Below are 14,767 nucleotides of genomic sequence, written 5' to 3' on the forward strand. Positions count from 1 at the left end.
GATCGGTGGCAAGCATCGGCCCATCGTGGGCAAAAGAGATGTGGTTTCGGAACAAGTCGCTTCGAGTCGTTGTTGACCTCAGCTGAAGGAGGTGTGGTGTGTACAGCAACTCGCAGCAGCGTGGGTCGGTAGGCTTGCTCGACAGACCTGTTTTTCCCGCAGGTCTCGAAGGGATTGTCGTGACCGAAGCCGAAACACCCGAAGTCCACCCAGAGACCTCGGAAGAACGTTATGCGCGGTTCGAGCGTGATGCATTGCCATTGCTCGACCAGTTGTATGGCGGCGCACTGAGGATGACACGGAACCCGGCCGATGCCGAGGATCTCGTCCAGGAGACGTATGTGAAGGCTTTCTCGGCCTTCCACTCGTTCAAGGAGGGGACCAACCTCAAGGCGTGGCTCTACCGGATTCTGACCAACACCTACATCAACGGGTACCGCAAAAAGCAGCGTCAACCTGCGCAGTACCCGACTGATGAGATCACCGACTGGCAGCTGGCCGCCACGGCCGAGCACACCTCGCAGGGTCTGCGATCCGCCGAGATCGAGGCGCTCGACGCGCTGCCCGACGACGAGATCAAGGCGGCGCTGCAGGCGCTCCCCGAAGATTTCCGGATGGCGGTCTACTACGCCGACGTCGAGGGATTGCCATACAAAGAAATCGCCCAGATCATGGACACCCCGATCGGGACCGTGATGTCGCGACTGCACCGTGGCCGCAAACAGCTGCGTGAACTGCTCGGTGACGTCGCTCGCGAGCGTGGTTTCAACAGAGGAACTTCCGGCCGGTCGGCCGATGGCCAATCCGGTCACAAACAGGAGGTTGCCGGATGAGTACCGGAGAAGTAGCCGGCGGATCGAACGCCGAACAGGAATTTGACGAGACCCAGCAGCTCGATTGCTCGGCGGTCATCGCCGATGTCTGGCTGTTGCTGGACAACGAGTGTGACCAGCATGCGCGAGCTCGATTGCAGTCGCATCTCGATGGCTGCACGCCGTGCCTCGAGCACTACGGGATCGAGCAGCAATTGAAGTCTCTGGTGAGCCGCAAATGCGGCGGAGATCAGGCACCGAAAGGGTTGCGGGAACGGTTGACCCTGGAGATTCGGAAGACGGTCATCGTCCGCGATACGCGGGGATAGAACCTAACTTACGAATCTGCCAGGGATCCAAACCCGGTAAGGGCCTCAACGCTCAGGCGTTGGGGCGCTTGCCGTGGTTGGCCGCATTCTTCTTGCGAGCCCGCTTCTTGCGTCCACGCTTTCCCATGGCAGTCTCCTTTCGACAGCGCTCCATTGTGACACGAGCACGGCGGTTGATCAGAATCGCCCGGGCGCAAGGTGCTGCGCTAGGTTGATACCCGGCGTAACCGAACACCTGGAGGATGGCGATGGCAGAAGAAGTTGTGGCGGAAATCGTTGCAAGCGTTCTCGAGGTGGTTGTCAGTACCGGTCAGACGGTCGAAGTCGGTGACACGCTCGTCTTGCTGGAGTCCATGAAGATGGAGATCCCGGTGCTGGCCGAAGAAGCAGGCACGATCACAGAGGTCAAGGTCCACGTCGGAGACGTGATCCAGGCCGGTGACCTCATCGCGGTCATCGACAACTGACGCTGGGAAAACCGGCGGATAGACGGGCTCGGCACTGATGTCGACTCTTTCGGAGTTGCTCGCGGAACACACGGAACTGTCCGGCTCCGCAGGCGGACACCTGCAACGTGTGGTGGCCGAATGGCAATTGCTTGCCGATCTGTCTTTCGCGGATTTCCAGATGTGGGTGCAGTCGCAAAACCCGACCGGGGCGTCAGACCCTGGGAGAGATGGTGCTGCCGGGCCCCAGATGGTCTGTGTGGCCCAATGCCGACCCAACACTGCACCAACAGTCTTCCCCGCCGATGGCGTGGGTACGTTGATCTCAGAGGCGGACAACCCGCAGGTGTTCGGAGCCCTCGGGCATGGCCGAATCCTTCGCGAAGAAGATCCGACCTGGGTCGGATCCGTGGCGATCAGGCGTGAAGCCGTTCCCGTTCGTTTCGAGGGCGCGGTGGTGGCGGTCCTCGCTCGCGCTATCAATCTGACCCAGCCGCGGATGCCGTCCCCGCTGGAACTCGCGTACCAGGACTGCGCGTACGACCTGTGCCAGATGGTGTCCGAAGGGACGTTTCCTCAGAACGAGGGCAACCCGAGGGGCCTGTCGACGCCTCGGGCCGGCGACGGGTTCATCCGGGTCGATCAGCATGGGGTTGTGCAATACGCCAGCCCCAACGCGCTGTCGGCGTATCACCGCATGGGCTGGACGTCCGAGCTCAGCGGCAACGACCTCGCCGAGGTGACGGTCAGCCTCCTCAGCGATCCGTTCGAGTCCGAGGAAGCCGCCGCCATGTTGCGGGCGGCGGTCGACGGTGAAGCGGGAATGCGGATCGAGGCCGATGCCCGCCGCGCGACCGTCCTGATCCGTGCGGTACCCCTGCGGCCCCGTGGTGAACTCGTCGGAGCCGTGATCCTGGTGCGCGACGTCACCGAGGTGAAGCGTCGCGACCTCGCATTGATCAGCAAGGACGCCACGATCCGCGAGATCCACCACCGCGTCAAGAACAATCTGCAGAGTGTGTCCGCGCTGCTGCGACTGCAGGCGCGGCGCACCACCAATGACGAAGCGCGACAGGCCTTGGGGGAGGCGGTCAGGCGGGTTGCAGCCATCGCCCTTGTGCACGAATTGCTTTCGGGCAGTGTGGACGAGGAAGTCGATCTCGACATGGTCATCGACCGGTTGGTGCCCGTGATGGCCGACGTGGCATCAGGTGGCACCGCGGTCACCGTGCGACGAATCGGCAAAATCGGTGTGCTCAAGTCCGATCTGGCGATGCCGGTGGTGATGGTGCTCACCGAATTGATCCAGAACGCCGTCGAACACGGCTTTGCGCCTGAACAATCCGGTCGGGTGTTGATCGACACATCCAGGAGCACAAGGGAACTCGTGATCACCGTGCAGGACAACGGAGTCGGCATCGACCCGGACTTCGATCCGCGGCAGTCCGATCGCCTTGGCCTGCAGATCGTTCACACGTTGGTGCGGATCGAGCTGGCCGGTGAACTCGAACTGCGCCCGGGCGCGGCCGGTGGCACCGATGCGGTCCTCACCGTCCCTTTGGGCTGAAAGACCCGGCGGGAGAACGGATTCTGCCCTGATCGGTGCGCCGAATCGATAGTGACGGGACGGGATCAGTTCGGATGCTGCATCGAAAAGACCTTTACCGCATCAGAAGACGTGACCCGTGACACCTTGTGCCCATAGACAACACAAACCCGGTGGCTTGAAGCCACCGGGTTGGTTTGTCGTCGAGGTGGTCGCTGGGCTGTGACCGCCTTGATTCCGGGGTCTAGACCGAGCTGCGAGTGCGGCTGCGGGCATTACGCCGCTTCAGCGCGCGTCGCTCGTCTTCGCTCATTCCGCCCCAGACGCCTGCATCCTGTCCCGACTCCAGTGCCCACGTGAGGCAATCTGCTGTAACCGGGCAGCGGTTGCAGACGAGCTTCGCATCAGCAATTTGCGCGATGGCCGGTCCACTGTTTCCCACCGGGAAAAACAGCTCCGGATCCTCGTCGCGACAAATTGCGTTGTGACGCCAGTCCATCCCACTGCTCCTTCAGGCGCTTCTCTGCGCCGCTCGTAACCGTCTGTTCATTTGTGCGTATGTTTTGTTTCCGCACTGTTGCTTGTGAATACTTTCACGAATCCAGATGATGTCAATGATGTTCCCTTAACACGTGGGCAACATCACTGTGTAGGGGGTGCCTATATATGCCCTTACACCGTTGTACTACTGTGCGGCGAACTTATCCTGAGAATCACATACGAATGTCAATGTGACCTGGATCTCTCCGGTGTCGTAGGATCGTAACTTCACGATTTGGGAGAAATGACCTCGAGCACAGCCGGACGGCAGCCGAACTTCAGTGCCGTCCGGGTGCCAAGGTATTCGCCGTCCATCTGCATGTCGATGGGTTCGGAGCTGTGAATCTCGACATATTCGACATCGTCGGCGCGCAATAAGTGCTTGGCGTGCGGTTTTGCCTTCGCAGACAACAACTGCCGGACCAGAGGCAAATTGCGGATCGGGGCCATTGACGTCGAGGCGAACACGCCGAGTCGGCCATCGAAACTGGTGTCCGGATTGGTTTCGATGGGTCGGGTACCCAGATATGTCCAGGGACTGGAGTTCGAGATGAAGGCAAAATGGGCGCCCTCGAGGGGCGGGGCGTCGGGGATGGTGACGGTCAACGTGGGCTTGCTTCGTGCTGCACCGATGAACGTCCGCACCGCAGTCCACAGGTAACGCGTGGAGGTCGCACGCCGTCCGGCGTTGCGCTGCTCCTCGATGGACTTCACCACCCGGGCATCGACACCGAGTCCGGCGTTGAACAGGAACCACCGATTGTCCGTGTGCCCCAAGCTGACTCGACGGCGCTGCCCGGTCGAGAGAAGGTCGACGAGCTGTCCGGTCGCCTTGAGCGGATCTGCGTCGATGCCCAGTGCGCGCGCGAATACGTTGGCGCTACCGCCGGGGACCACCGCAAGTGCCGGGGAGGGATTGCCACTCTCGGGCGCCGACGGGGGATCGAGCAGCCCGTTGACCACTTCGTTGACGCTGCCGTCACCGCCGTGAACCACCACCACGTCGTATCGCTCGGCACGGGCCTGCGCGGCGAGTTCCCCGGCATGACCGCGGTGGGTGGTGTGTTCGACCCGCACATCGAAATACTCCGGCCAACCTCCGCTGCGCTGCGTCTCCGCGGCCTCCGGTCGACCTCCGCTGCGCTGCGTCTCCGCTGTCGAACTGCGGCCATCTTCGGGGCGGCGCAGCGATGCGGCGAGGGTATGCAGCAGCGCGTCCCGGCCGGCCTCGGTGGTCGAGGTGGCAAAGGGATTGACGATCAGCATCGCGCGCACGAGAACTGAGCCTAATGCCAGAAGGGCGGATCTGGCCCTTTGCGCCGGTCACGGCGTCCGGAAAGGACCTGGCAGCACCTCGGCGCGAACGACCATTAGGCTGGCCGGGTGTCTGAATCCACTCCACCGATCAATGTTCGTCGAGCCGGCGCGATAGTCGCACTCGAGGGCGCTCTGGGCGTCGCGGCCGCGATCTACATGGTTGTCCGGGAGTTGATGGGTCATGAAGACGGCGATTTCATCAGCGGCTACGGCACCGCGGCCTGGTTCGCGATCCTCGGTGGTGGTGTCATGGCAGGCGGCATCGCGCTGCTGACCGGTCGCCGCTGGGGCCGGGCGATCGCGGTGATGACCCAGGTGCTGTTGGTGCCTGTGGCGTTTGCCTTGATAACGGACAGCGAGCTTCCGATCATCGGTACGCCGGTGCTGGTCATCCTGGTGATCGCACTGTACTTCCTGTTCAGCCCCTCTTCGATGAAGTGGTTTGCGCAGGCCTATGAGATCAACCCGGGTGAGGAAGACGAAGCGGACGTCGAAGCCAAGCCCGTCGCGAAGACCTTCGAACGGCGCCGGAAAAAGCGTCGCTGAGGCGCTGTTCGCGGTAGCTACGCCCGGGCACCTGCGGCGACGAACCGGTCGCCCCACTCGGCGACCGGAGTCAGCAGATCGTTGAGTTCGTTACCTCGGGCGCTGAGTGCGTAGTCGACCCGCAGCGGAAAGCCTTCACCAGCGGTCCGTATCACCAGTCCGGCGCTTTCCAACTCGCGTAGTTGGGCCGCCAATACCTTCTCGGAGATCCCGCCGATCGCGCGACGCAACTCGGCAAAGCGATGGTCTCCCTCGCTCAGCAGCCACATGATGGTGGGTTTCCACTTCGAACCGATGAGTTCGAACACAACGTTGACACCGCACTGCTCGTTCGACCGATCTGCCATGATCACTCCTCACCGACAAGTTCGTACGCACAAAATTGTACGTACTGGACCGTGGACAGACGGTCGCGCAGCATGGTTGGCATGAACAAAAACCATTCTCCTGCAACCATTTCAGTCCTCGGTCTCGGCGCGATGGGGGCGGCTATAGCCCGTGCCGCGGTGCCGGCCGGTCACAGCGTGGTCGCCTGGAACAGGACCATGCGAACGAGAGAAGAACTCGATTTCACCGGCGAGATCACGATTGCCGATTCCCTCGCCGCTGCGATCACCGGCTCCGACATCGTGGTGATCTGCGTACGAAATCACGACGCCAGCGGCAGCGTGATCGAACAGATCGCGCCCGAACTCGCCGGTCGGGTGGTGGTGAACCTCTCCACCGCGACCCCGGCGCAGGCGCAGGCATCCGCGGCGCGGGCCGCGGCGCTGGGCATCCGATACGTCACCGGCGCGATCATGGTTCCCACCCCGATGGTCGGGAGTGCACAAGCGATGGTGATCTACGCGGGGGCCGCCGAAGATCTGGCCACCCTCGGGCCGCTGTACGACTCTTTTGGCGGAACCAGCGATGTCGTGGGAACCGATCACGCCGTCCCGCCTGCCCTCGACCTGGCGATGCTCGACATCTACTTCGCCGGTATGTACGCCCACTCGCATGCCACTGCGCTCGCCGCTGCGTACAACATCGATCCGGGCCGCTTCCTGCCCTACGCGCAGGGCATCGTCGAAACGCTCGGCGCCTCGCTACCCGGCCTTTCGGCGTCGTGGGAACGACGCCGGTATGACGGCGGCCAAGCGCGTCTGGACATGTGCCTGGGATTTCTGGAGCACATCGTCGAATCGAGTCGTGAATCCGGAATCAACCCGGGGATAAGCGAATTGGTGCGCGATGCCTCCGCACGGGCGATGGAACATCGGTCACCTGACACCGACTGGGATGTCGTCGCCGAGGACTTCCTGGCTTCGGCCGAGGCGCCGATCTCGTAACCCAGGACGCAGAACCGACGCCGGTATCAGTGCCCCGTGCGTACGTGGGCGGGCCGGCCGGCGTCGACGTAGTCGGCGCTGCGATATCCGGTGATGCCCAGAGATTGGATCTGCCGGGTCTCGCCGTCGAAACCGAGGACGGCGATCGAGGCCGGCAACATCGCAAAATGAGCGCCGACATGTATGGGTGCGCCGATCCAGCGCGCCAGCAACGACCTCGACAGGTGCCCGTGCCCGATGAGGACAACCGATCGGGTGCGCAGATCATCGAGTAGATCGGCGATCACCGCGTCGATCCGGTCGCTCATCTGCTCGGGTGATTCGCCGCCGCGCCCGCCGCGGGACCACACCGTCCAGCCCGGTTCGGTCTCGCGGATCTGCGGCGTGGTCAGGCCCTCGTAGATGCCGTAGTCCCATTCGGCGAACTTCTCGTCGGTGTGCGAGATGCGTAATCCGGCCAGTTCGGCCGTGTGGATGGCCCGTATTCGCGGTGACGACAGCACCAGGGGATCGGTCAGCAGCAGGTCGTCGAGCGGTTCGCGCAGGCTCGCCGCCTGCTTCTCGCCGAAGGGCGTAAGCGGGATATCGCTGGTTCCGGTGTGCATTCCCACCTTCGACCACTCGGTTTCGCCGTGACGGATGAGAATAAATCGGTGGATTGCCGAGTTCGTGGTGCTCACCCCAGACATTCTGCACTGCCTGCGCATAGGGTCAAGGCAAGCAAACTGCGGCTGAGCGTTCGACATGCTCGACCTGGAGGGAGTCAGCAATGAGCAAAGTTCTTGCAGTGGCCAATCAAAAGGGGGGCGTCGCGAAGACGACGACGGTCGTCTCGCTGGGCGCGGCGTTGGCAAACAAGGGGTTGTCGGTTCTGGTTGTGGATCTCGATCCGCAAGGCTGCCTTACCTTTTCGATGGGTCACGACCCGGACAAGCTCACGATCTCGATACACGATGTACTGCTGGGGGAGGGAACCCTCGCCGAAGTCCTGCTCGACACCGATGACAATGTGACGCTGCTTCCGGCCACCATCGACCTCGCAGGCGCCGAGGCGTTGCTACTCATGCGTCCGGGCCGCGAGTACGCGCTCAAACGCGCTCTCAAGACTGTTGAAGAGGACTACGACGTCATCATCATCGACTGCCCGCCCTCGCTCGGGGTTCTCACGCTCAACGGGCTGACTGCTGCTGACGAGGTGATCGTGCCGTTGCAGTGCGAAACGCTGGCCCATCGAGGTGTGGGGCAGTTGCTGCGCACGGTCACGGAGGTGCAGCAGATCACCAACCCCGATCTGAAGTTGCTCGGCGCCCTGCCCACCCTCTACGACGCCAGGACAACCCATAGTCGCGACGTCATCGCCGATGTTTCGGACCGCTACGATCTGCCCGTTCTGGCACCTCCGATCCCACGCACGGTCCGTTTCGCGGAGGCATCGGCTTCGGGTGTCAGTCTGCTCGCCGGGCGAAAGAGCAAGGGTGCGCAGGCATATCGAGATCTGGCCGACAATCTCTGGAATCACTGGAGCGAAGACATAGAGCTGAAGACCTTCGAAGCGATCTGAGCGCGGGCGTCGTCACGCCTAAGTCGGGATGATGCCGCGGGTCAGGCTGTCGGTGCGAGCACGGACACGGTCGAGCCCCATTGCTGCACGAGGTGATCGCCGATTTCGGCGAGCGTGATGATCCCGCCGGTGTATCCGTTGCGCTGCACCGGAATCGAACCGATCGGCTGGCCGTCGGTGAGGTTGTGTTCGCTGATGCCGGTGACGCTAGGTAGCAACAGCGACCCGGCCATGACAACGCCGGGGCCCAGTGTTTCGGGTACCTGGAACCGCGCTGCGAGGGTGTCGGGATCGATCACCACCGTCGCCTTGCCCGTCCAGAATGTGATCACGTCACCGCTGACGATGGGCTTGCTCTCGATGCCGACCGCATCGCCGAGCACGGTGGTGCGGTTCTTGATCGTCCCGTCGATTCCATAGGTTTCGAGCATGGGACTCGGTGACGACAAATAGATGGCCACGCCGGTCTGATTCACGGCGACAATTCGTGGCGGAGTGCCGAGTTCGCCCGTGATGATCGTCGACGCGAACTCCTCGAGCTTCTCCTCGCTGTCGAGGGTTGCGCCGAGAATGGTCAGGCGATAGCCGGGTTCGATGCCGCAGCGTTCGATGACCGCCAGGCGTGAGGCGCCGATCCCGCTGGAGACGAACTCGCAACCTGATCGGGGTTGCGTTTCGGGGTTCACCGGGGCGTCGACACGGCCGTACTCGATTGTGCGGACAAGGTCGGTGCGCCAAACCTCCAGGCGCGTATCACCTTGTGCGACAACATAATCGCGGTCGACGCTGACGTCGACGGAACTGTCCGCGTCGCTGCTCCGCGCCGAGGCGCGCTTGCCGGTGGCCGCATCGAGTGCGGTCACCTCGCTGCAGCCGCGGTCGTTGCGATAGATCGCGAGGGCGTAGTTGCGGCCCCCCGCGTCCCACCCGACGACCGTGCACAGCGGGAGGTCGCGGGTATAGGACCAGAGCGCAGAGCCGGTGGAAGGGTCGTGACCGACCACAGCTCCGCCGTCTCCGGTCACCACCACCCCGCCGATCGCAACCGGCGTGGGGGTGGCCGAACTGGTGGCGCGCCAGGCCTCGGTGAACTGGCTCGGTACCGCGGTGGCCTCCGCAACCGGAGGCGCGGCCACCGCGGCCGGATCCGATTCGGTGTTCTTTGCCGAACTGGTTGCCCAGATGGCCACGGCCGAAACCGCGACCACCACAACCAGCACAACAACCACCACGATGTCGAGCGGTGTTCGCCGCTCAGGCCTGAGCACCGCCAGCTACTCCGAAGCGGTACCCGCGGTGTCGCCTGCGTCGGCGCCGCTGCCCGCACCCGACCGGCGACGACGTCGACGACGGGGACGATCGCTGGTCTCTGCACCACCGGCAGGCGTGGCCGCCGGGGAGGACTCTGCAGCAACAGTCGCGGTCGCGTCGGCGGCAACAGTCGTGGTCGCGTCGGCGGCAACGGCTCCGGTCGAGTCGACAGCCGCGCCGTCGCCCTCTCCCGCGCGGGTGCGACGACGCTGGCGAGACGGGCGCTTGGGCGCGTCCCGTCGTCCTGCGACCTCACGCTTCTCGTCGTCAGATGAACGTCCACCCGAACGCGGCGCGCGTTCTTCACGGGCGGGTTTGGCCGAACCGACACGTCCGGTCTTTGACTCAGAGATGCCCAGCTGCTCGCGCAGATGCGGTGAGCTGGAGTAGGTTTCGGCCGGCTCGTCCATGCCGAGATCGAGCGCCTTGCTGATCATCTCCCAGCGATGGAGCTCGTCCCAATCGACCAGGGTGATCGCGATGCCGGTGCGTCCGGCGCGGCCGGTACGTCCGATCCGGTGCACGTAGGTCTTCTCGTCATCGGGGCACTGGTAGTTGATGACGTGGGTGACGTCATCGATGTCGATGCCGCGGGCGGCGACATCGGTGGCGACCAGGACGTCGACGCGGCCTTCACGGAACGCGGTCAAGGCCTTCTCGCGGGCCACCTGGCCGAGATCACCGTGGACGGCGCCGACGGCGAATCCGCGCTCGGCGAGATCGTCGGCGACCTTCTGTGCGGTCCGCTTGGTCCGCGTGAAAATCATTGTGGCGCCGCGACCTTCGGCCTGCAGGATGCGGGCGACAAGTTCGGCCTTGTCCATCGCGTGGGCCCGGTAGACGTACTGGGCGGTGCGATCGTGGATGGCCGAGTCGTTCGCGTGCTCGGCCCGGATGTGGGTCGGCTTCGTGAGGAACGTGCGGGCCAGGGTGACGATCGGTCCGGGCATGGTTGCCGAGAACAGCATGGTCTGGCGGGCATCGGGCAGCGAACTCATGAGGCGTTCGATGTCGGGCAAGAAGCCGAGGTCGAGCATCTCGTCGGCTTCGTCGAGGACGAGTATCTGCACCTTGCCCAGGATCAGATGGCCCTGGCGGGCGAGGTCGAGCAGGCGGCCGGGGGTGCCGACAACGACGTCGATGCCGATCTTCAGCTCGCTGATCTGATGTTCGAACGGGCGCCCACCGAAGATCGAGAGAAGTCGGATCGGCCGGTTCTGACCGTCGACGGTGTCGACGTGCAGACCTTTGGCCGCGATTTCGAGGTCATCGGTGACCTGGATGCAGAGTTCGCGTGTCGGCACGATGATCAGTGCCCGGGGGGTGCCGTCGAGCTTCCAGATCCCGGGTTCGCCGACCTCTGCCTTGGCCTGCGAGACGCGCTGCAGCAGCGGTACGCCGAAGCCGAGGGTCTTGCCCATGCCGGTTCGGGCCTGGCCGATCAGATCGTCGCCGGCCATCGCCAGCGGCAAGGTCAGTTCCTGGATCGCGAACGTGTTTACTTTTCCGTCGGCGGCAAGTGCGTCGACGATCTCCTTGCGGACGCCGAGTTCGGCGAACGTGGGGGAGATGTGGTCCTCCGCGACGATGACGTGCTCTTCTTCAGCGACGTCGAGTACGGGGTTCTGGGTGTCATTTTCGATGTTCAGTTGATTGCCTTTCGCAATGTGCTCTCGCGCGCACTGCAAGGGTTCAACCAAACAGGTCAGCATTCCGGCCTCGAACAACCGAGGACTCTGCAACCGGTATCTGGCTAAATCGGGCCCGATCGACATCGGGCCGCCGTCGGTGCGCGCACAAATTCGGTGCAAGTCAGCGTTGAGCATGACTCACCTCTGGCAGTGTACGTGTCGTTTGACAGTCTCGAAGAATCGACTCTCTCGGGGAATGCTCCGGCGAAACGCCGGTGGGCGCGCGCACTACACTCGACCGCATGTCTTCTGGTTCACAAACCGAACCGACCGCGGCCGCGGTCTCGACCTCGGTTTCGGTCGATCATCCCGGAATCACCGAGCTCTTCGGGGTGCTGGCGTGCGGCGAATTGGCCGCGTTCTATCGCCTCACGTCCGAGGCCCTGATGGCTCCGGGTGCCCGGGGCCGGGTGGCCATGGCGAGTATGGCCGCGGCGGAGATGTCGCACTTCGAAACGCTCCAGGCCGAGCTCGAGCGCCGCGGGGCCGACGTCTATCGATTGATCGCCGCGTACGAGGAGGTGCTCGACCGCTATCACGCCTCGACGGTGCCGAGTACGTGGGAGGAATCGCTGGTCAAGGTCTATGTCGGCGACGGGTTGGCGGCTGATTTCTACCTCGAGATCGCCGGTACGTTGCCGCCCGAGGCCGAGGCTGTCGTCCGGGCGGTGATGGCGGAGACCGGGCATTCGGACTTTGCCGTGGACGCGATCCGCGACGCCGTTGCCGCCGACCCGAATCTGAAATCGCCGCTCACGTTGTGGGGACGCCGGCTGCTCGGTGAAGCGATCACCCAGACGCAGTACGTTCTCGCCGGGCAAGAGGACCTGACAGAGCTGCTCTTCTCCGTCGAGACCGACCTCAACGGAATCGCCGGCTTCTTCGACTCGATCCAGGAGCGTCATGCGCGCCGGATGGCGGACATGGGCCTGGCATGAGAATCGGACCCGGCTTCGGCCGGACCCGTGGCTTGGGCTGGACGTAGCTCGCCTCGCGGTCGTCGGCCTGAATGCCGGTCCGGCCGGGTTGCGGGATAGATTCACACCTGTAGGAAGTACACCGCCTGAGATCTATGGAGGATATCTGTGGCCGTTGATGTGAAGATCGGTATCACCGACAGCGCGCGAGAGCTGGTTGTGCACATCGACCAGAGCAGCGACGAAGCCCATGCCGCGGTCGAGGCCGCACTGTCGGGAAGCGATCAGCTCCTGCGCCTGCAGGACGACAAGGGTGCGCGGTACCTGATCCCGGTCACCAAGATCGCCTATATCGAGGTCGGCACCTCCGAATCCCGCAAGGTCGGGTTCGGCGCCATCTAGTCAGGCCTGTTTCAGGCCTCTGGGTCCAGTTCGGAGTCGTTCGCGTGCTGCATCGGCACGCGGGCGAGTCCGCCCCACAACATGGTGACGGTGATGTCGATGGCTTCTTCTTTGGTCATCGGCCGCTTGGCATCGAGCCAGTGGCGGGCATTGACCTGACTCAGGCCCACCAGTCCCGCCGCGAGCATCCGGGATCGGTGCGGATCGAGTCCCGAATCGTGCATCACCAGTCCGTATACGGCGTCGACGCAGGCCTCGGTCGCACCTTCGACGCGACGGATCGCGGCCGGATCAAGCGCATCCGACTGGAAGATCAGCCGATATCCCTGGTTGTCCTCGTCGATGAAGTCGAAAAATGCCTCCACTGCGGATCGGACACGATGCCGGTTGTTCGTGGAGGTCAGCAGTGCTGCGGTGACCCGGTTGACCATGGACTCGGCGTGCAGATCCAGGACCGCGAGATAGAGGTCCAGTTTGCTCGGGAAGTGTTGGTAGAGAACGGGTTTGCTGACCCCGGCGTGTACTGCGATCTCGTCCATGCCTGCCGAGTGGTAGCCGCGTTCGACAAAGATCTCGCTGGCGGCATCCATCAACTGCAGTCTGCGTGCGCTGCGTGGCATGCGGACGCTCCGGCGTCCAGCATTGGCGGAGCTCGCCTTCACTCCTGTGCCCGCTGCGACCGATTCATCCATGGATCGAGGGTATATCTGTCTTGGCAGGCCGCCACCGGTGGTTGCCTACAGCTGATTCGGGGATGCTTATGAGAAGGTTGAGCGGTGACTGATGCGGGAGGCTCGGGGACCAGAGGGACGCGGCGTTCGCCGCGGGTGACCTCGGACCGCTCCGGCCGGGGTGACGAGGCCGCGGGTCGTCGATCGTCCGGCCGTCGCACGGCAGTCTCGGACGGAGACGACCACTCCGATCAGGCGCGACGCGCTGCCGAGAGGGCCCGCCGGCTTGCCCGCGCAGAGGCCGAGGCAGACGCGCGGCTGGCGAACCAGCGCACAGACATCCATCCTCCGGTGTCATCGGGACGTCCCGCCCCGGATCAGCCGCTCCGGGCCCGCTGGGATCCGACCGGTGATCCCGGCCGGCAGCGCGCCGAACGTGACACAGATCGTAAGAAGCAGAGCGCGGTGGGACGCTTTGTCACCACATACGGCTGGCGCGCGTACGCGATCCCGGTTCTGGTGGTGCTCACGATTGTGATGATCGTGCTCACCGTGCAGTCGGAGCAGGGCGACTCGCCGGTCACCACCGCAGCCGATTCCGATCCCGATGCGGCCCGCAACACCGACGTCAAGAGCGTGACCACCGCCATCGGCGCGCCACCGGCCGAGGTCCAGGCCGACCAACTCCCCGCAGGCACGCTCCCGGAAGGCGGCCCCTTCACCGAGAGCGGCGACCGCACCTATCGAATCGTCCGTGGGACCACGCCGCTGATCGGTACCGGCGGCCAGGAGTACACGTACACCATCGAGGTGGAGAACGGACTCAACTCCAGCGACTACGGGGGCGACCCGACGTACGCCAAATTGGTCGACGCCACGCTGGCCAATCCGAAGAGCTGGATCGGCGACGGGCAGTTCACGTTCCGGCGGATCGACGAGGGCACGCCGGACTTCCGGGTCACGCTGACCTCGCCTGCGACCACACGAGAGCTGTGCGGCTACGAGATCAAACTCGAATCGTCCTGCTACTACCCACCGGAGGGCCGGGTGACCCTCAACGAGGCCCGCTGGGTTCGTGGTGCGTTGTCGTATCAGGGCGATGATCTCGGTTACCGGCAGTACCTGATCAACCACGAGATCGGCCACGCGATCGGGTTCGTCGGCCACGAGCCGTGCAAGGTCAACGGCGGACTTGCCCCGGTGATGATGCAGCAGACCTTCGGAACGGCCAACAGCGAGATCATGGCCCTGGACCCGGAGATGAAGGCCGACCGGAGCTACGTCTGTCGGCCCAACCCCTGGCCCTTCCCCGGGCGGTGACCCGAGTGATCCGCGGTGAATGGGCCG

At 63.9% G+C, this 14,767-nt stretch carries 18 protein-coding genes; 10 read left to right on the top strand and 8 right to left on the bottom strand.

Annotated features, from left to right (window positions below; all coding sequences use genetic code 11):
- Positions 1 to 98 precede the first annotated feature (98 nt).
- Complete coding sequence (locus AC1D75_RS09760; protein ID WP_495515043.1) at positions 99 to 833, top strand: sigma-70 family RNA polymerase sigma factor; 735 nt, start codon at positions 99 to 101, stop codon at positions 831 to 833.
- The gene (rsrA, locus tag AC1D75_RS09765; protein ID WP_495515044.1) at positions 830 to 1,141 is read left to right on the top strand and encodes a mycothiol system anti-sigma-R factor; all 312 of its coding nucleotides are present in this window, start codon (positions 830 to 832) and stop codon (positions 1,139 to 1,141) included. The genes AC1D75_RS09760 and rsrA overlap by 4 nt, the downstream gene beginning before the upstream one ends.
- Positions 1,142 to 1,193: 52 nt before the next feature.
- On the opposite strand, the gene AC1D75_RS09770 is transcribed toward rsrA, so the two are convergent.
- Positions 1,194 to 1,268 (bottom strand): 50S ribosomal protein bL37, encoded by a 75-nt coding sequence (locus AC1D75_RS09770; RefSeq protein WP_369758845.1) that lies wholly within the window; start codon positions 1,266 to 1,268, stop codon positions 1,194 to 1,196.
- Positions 1,269 to 1,389: 121 nt separating this feature from the next.
- On the opposite strand from AC1D75_RS09770, the gene AC1D75_RS09775 reads away from it, so the two are divergent.
- The gene (locus AC1D75_RS09775; protein WP_495515045.1) at positions 1,390 to 1,608 is read left to right on the top strand and encodes a biotin/lipoyl-binding carrier protein; all 219 of its coding nucleotides are present in this window, start codon (positions 1,390 to 1,392) and stop codon (positions 1,606 to 1,608) included.
- 37 nt (positions 1,609 to 1,645) lie between these two features.
- Positions 1,646 to 3,154 carry a sensor histidine kinase gene (locus tag AC1D75_RS09780; protein ID WP_495515046.1) on the top strand — a complete coding sequence of 503 codons (1,509 nt, stop codon included), beginning with the start codon at positions 1,646 to 1,648 and terminating at the stop codon, positions 3,152 to 3,154.
- A 223-nt stretch (positions 3,155 to 3,377) separates the two neighbouring features.
- Here AC1D75_RS09780 and AC1D75_RS09785 read toward each other — a convergent pair whose 3' ends face one another.
- Both AC1D75_RS09785 and AC1D75_RS09790 read right to left on the bottom strand, forming a co-directional pair.
- Positions 3,378 to 3,632 carry a WhiB family transcriptional regulator gene (locus tag AC1D75_RS09785; protein ID WP_023955875.1) on the bottom strand — a complete coding sequence of 85 codons (255 nt, stop codon included), beginning with the start codon at positions 3,630 to 3,632 and terminating at the stop codon, positions 3,378 to 3,380.
- Between the two features lie 269 nt (positions 3,633 to 3,901).
- Positions 3,902 to 4,939 carry a diacylglycerol/lipid kinase family protein gene (locus AC1D75_RS09790; RefSeq protein ID WP_495516029.1) on the bottom strand — a complete coding sequence of 346 codons (1,038 nt, stop codon included), beginning with the start codon at positions 4,937 to 4,939 and terminating at the stop codon, positions 3,902 to 3,904.
- A gap of 117 nt (positions 4,940 to 5,056) precedes the next feature.
- On the opposite strand from AC1D75_RS09790, the gene AC1D75_RS09795 reads away from it, so the two are divergent.
- Positions 5,057 to 5,536: a hypothetical protein gene (locus AC1D75_RS09795; RefSeq protein ID WP_495515047.1), complete on the top strand. Its 480-nt coding sequence runs from the start codon at positions 5,057 to 5,059 to the stop codon at positions 5,534 to 5,536.
- Positions 5,537 to 5,553: 17 nt separating this feature from the next.
- Here the strand turns inward: AC1D75_RS09795 and AC1D75_RS09800 are convergent, their stop codons facing one another.
- Positions 5,554 to 5,883: a winged helix-turn-helix transcriptional regulator gene (locus AC1D75_RS09800; RefSeq protein ID WP_495515048.1), complete on the bottom strand. Its 330-nt coding sequence runs from the start codon at positions 5,881 to 5,883 to the stop codon at positions 5,554 to 5,556.
- A gap of 81 nt (positions 5,884 to 5,964) precedes the next feature.
- Here AC1D75_RS09800 and AC1D75_RS09805 point away from each other — a divergent pair, with 81 nt between their 5' ends.
- Positions 5,965 to 6,867, top strand: a complete 903-nt coding sequence (locus AC1D75_RS09805) for an imine reductase family protein (protein WP_495515049.1) — start codon at positions 5,965 to 5,967, stop codon at positions 6,865 to 6,867.
- A gap of 26 nt (positions 6,868 to 6,893) precedes the next feature.
- On the opposite strand, the gene AC1D75_RS09810 is transcribed toward AC1D75_RS09805, so the two are convergent.
- Positions 6,894 to 7,547 carry an acid phosphatase gene (locus tag AC1D75_RS09810; protein ID WP_495515050.1) on the bottom strand — a complete coding sequence of 218 codons (654 nt, stop codon included), beginning with the start codon at positions 7,545 to 7,547 and terminating at the stop codon, positions 6,894 to 6,896.
- A gap of 89 nt (positions 7,548 to 7,636) precedes the next feature.
- On the opposite strand from AC1D75_RS09810, the gene AC1D75_RS09815 reads away from it, so the two are divergent.
- Positions 7,637 to 8,428, top strand: a complete 792-nt coding sequence (locus AC1D75_RS09815; RefSeq protein ID WP_495515051.1) for a ParA family protein — start codon at positions 7,637 to 7,639, stop codon at positions 8,426 to 8,428.
- A gap of 41 nt (positions 8,429 to 8,469) precedes the next feature.
- Here the strand turns inward: AC1D75_RS09815 and AC1D75_RS09820 are convergent, their stop codons facing one another.
- Both AC1D75_RS09820 and AC1D75_RS09825 read right to left on the bottom strand, forming a co-directional pair.
- Positions 8,470 to 9,696, bottom strand: a complete 1,227-nt coding sequence (locus tag AC1D75_RS09820) for an Rv3212 family protein (RefSeq protein ID WP_495515052.1) — start codon at positions 9,694 to 9,696, stop codon at positions 8,470 to 8,472.
- Between the two features lie 6 nt (positions 9,697 to 9,702).
- Entirely contained in the window at positions 9,703 to 11,451 is a 1,749-nt protein-coding gene (locus AC1D75_RS09825) for a DEAD/DEAH box helicase (RefSeq protein WP_495516030.1), read from the bottom strand.
- A 221-nt stretch (positions 11,452 to 11,672) separates the two neighbouring features.
- On the opposite strand from AC1D75_RS09825, the gene AC1D75_RS09830 reads away from it, so the two are divergent.
- Entirely contained in the window at positions 11,673 to 12,368 is a 696-nt protein-coding gene (locus AC1D75_RS09830; RefSeq protein WP_495515053.1) for a ferritin-like fold-containing protein, read from the top strand.
- A 147-nt stretch (positions 12,369 to 12,515) separates the two neighbouring features.
- Positions 12,516 to 12,749 (top strand): DUF3107 domain-containing protein, encoded by a 234-nt coding sequence (locus tag AC1D75_RS09835; protein ID WP_495515054.1) that lies wholly within the window; start codon positions 12,516 to 12,518, stop codon positions 12,747 to 12,749.
- A gap of 11 nt (positions 12,750 to 12,760) precedes the next feature.
- On the opposite strand, the gene fasR is transcribed toward AC1D75_RS09835, so the two are convergent.
- Positions 12,761 to 13,441: an HTH-type transcriptional activator FasR gene (gene fasR / locus AC1D75_RS09840; RefSeq protein WP_482135332.1), complete on the bottom strand. Its 681-nt coding sequence runs from the start codon at positions 13,439 to 13,441 to the stop codon at positions 12,761 to 12,763.
- Positions 13,442 to 13,738: 297 nt separating this feature from the next.
- Between fasR and AC1D75_RS09845 the strand changes: the two genes are divergently transcribed.
- The gene (locus AC1D75_RS09845; protein WP_495516031.1) at positions 13,739 to 14,740 is read left to right on the top strand and encodes a DUF3152 domain-containing protein; all 1,002 of its coding nucleotides are present in this window, start codon (positions 13,739 to 13,741) and stop codon (positions 14,738 to 14,740) included.
- The last annotated feature ends 27 nt before the right edge of the window (positions 14,741 to 14,767 follow it).

Source organism: Williamsia sp. Y712 (assembly GCF_059445525.1).

Coding starts and splice junctions, on each gene's coding strand:
- rsrA (WP_495515044.1), top strand. CDS start 830: ATGAGTACCGGAGAAGTAGCCGGCGGATCGAACGCCGAACAGGAATTT.
- AC1D75_RS09775 (WP_495515045.1), top strand. CDS start 1,390: ATGGCAGAAGAAGTTGTGGCGGAAATCGTTGCAAGCGTTCTCGAGGTG.
- AC1D75_RS09780 (WP_495515046.1), top strand. CDS start 1,646: ATGTCGACTCTTTCGGAGTTGCTCGCGGAACACACGGAACTGTCCGGC.
- AC1D75_RS09785 (WP_023955875.1), bottom strand. CDS start 3,632: ATGGACTGGCGTCACAACGCAATTTGTCGCGACGAGGATCCGGAGCTG.
- AC1D75_RS09790 (WP_495516029.1), bottom strand. CDS start 4,939: ATGCTGATCGTCAATCCCTTTGCCACCTCGACCACCGAGGCCGGCCGG.
- AC1D75_RS09800 (WP_495515048.1), bottom strand. CDS start 5,883: ATGGCAGATCGGTCGAACGAGCAGTGCGGTGTCAACGTTGTGTTCGAA.
- AC1D75_RS09805 (WP_495515049.1), top strand. CDS start 5,965: ATGAACAAAAACCATTCTCCTGCAACCATTTCAGTCCTCGGTCTCGGC.
- AC1D75_RS09815 (WP_495515051.1), top strand. CDS start 7,637: ATGAGCAAAGTTCTTGCAGTGGCCAATCAAAAGGGGGGCGTCGCGAAG.
- AC1D75_RS09825 (WP_495516030.1), bottom strand. CDS start 11,451: ATGCTGACCTGTTTGGTTGAACCCTTGCAGTGCGCGCGAGAGCACATT.
- AC1D75_RS09830 (WP_495515053.1), top strand. CDS start 11,673: ATGTCTTCTGGTTCACAAACCGAACCGACCGCGGCCGCGGTCTCGACC.
- fasR (WP_482135332.1), bottom strand. CDS start 13,441: ATGGATGAATCGGTCGCAGCGGGCACAGGAGTGAAGGCGAGCTCCGCC.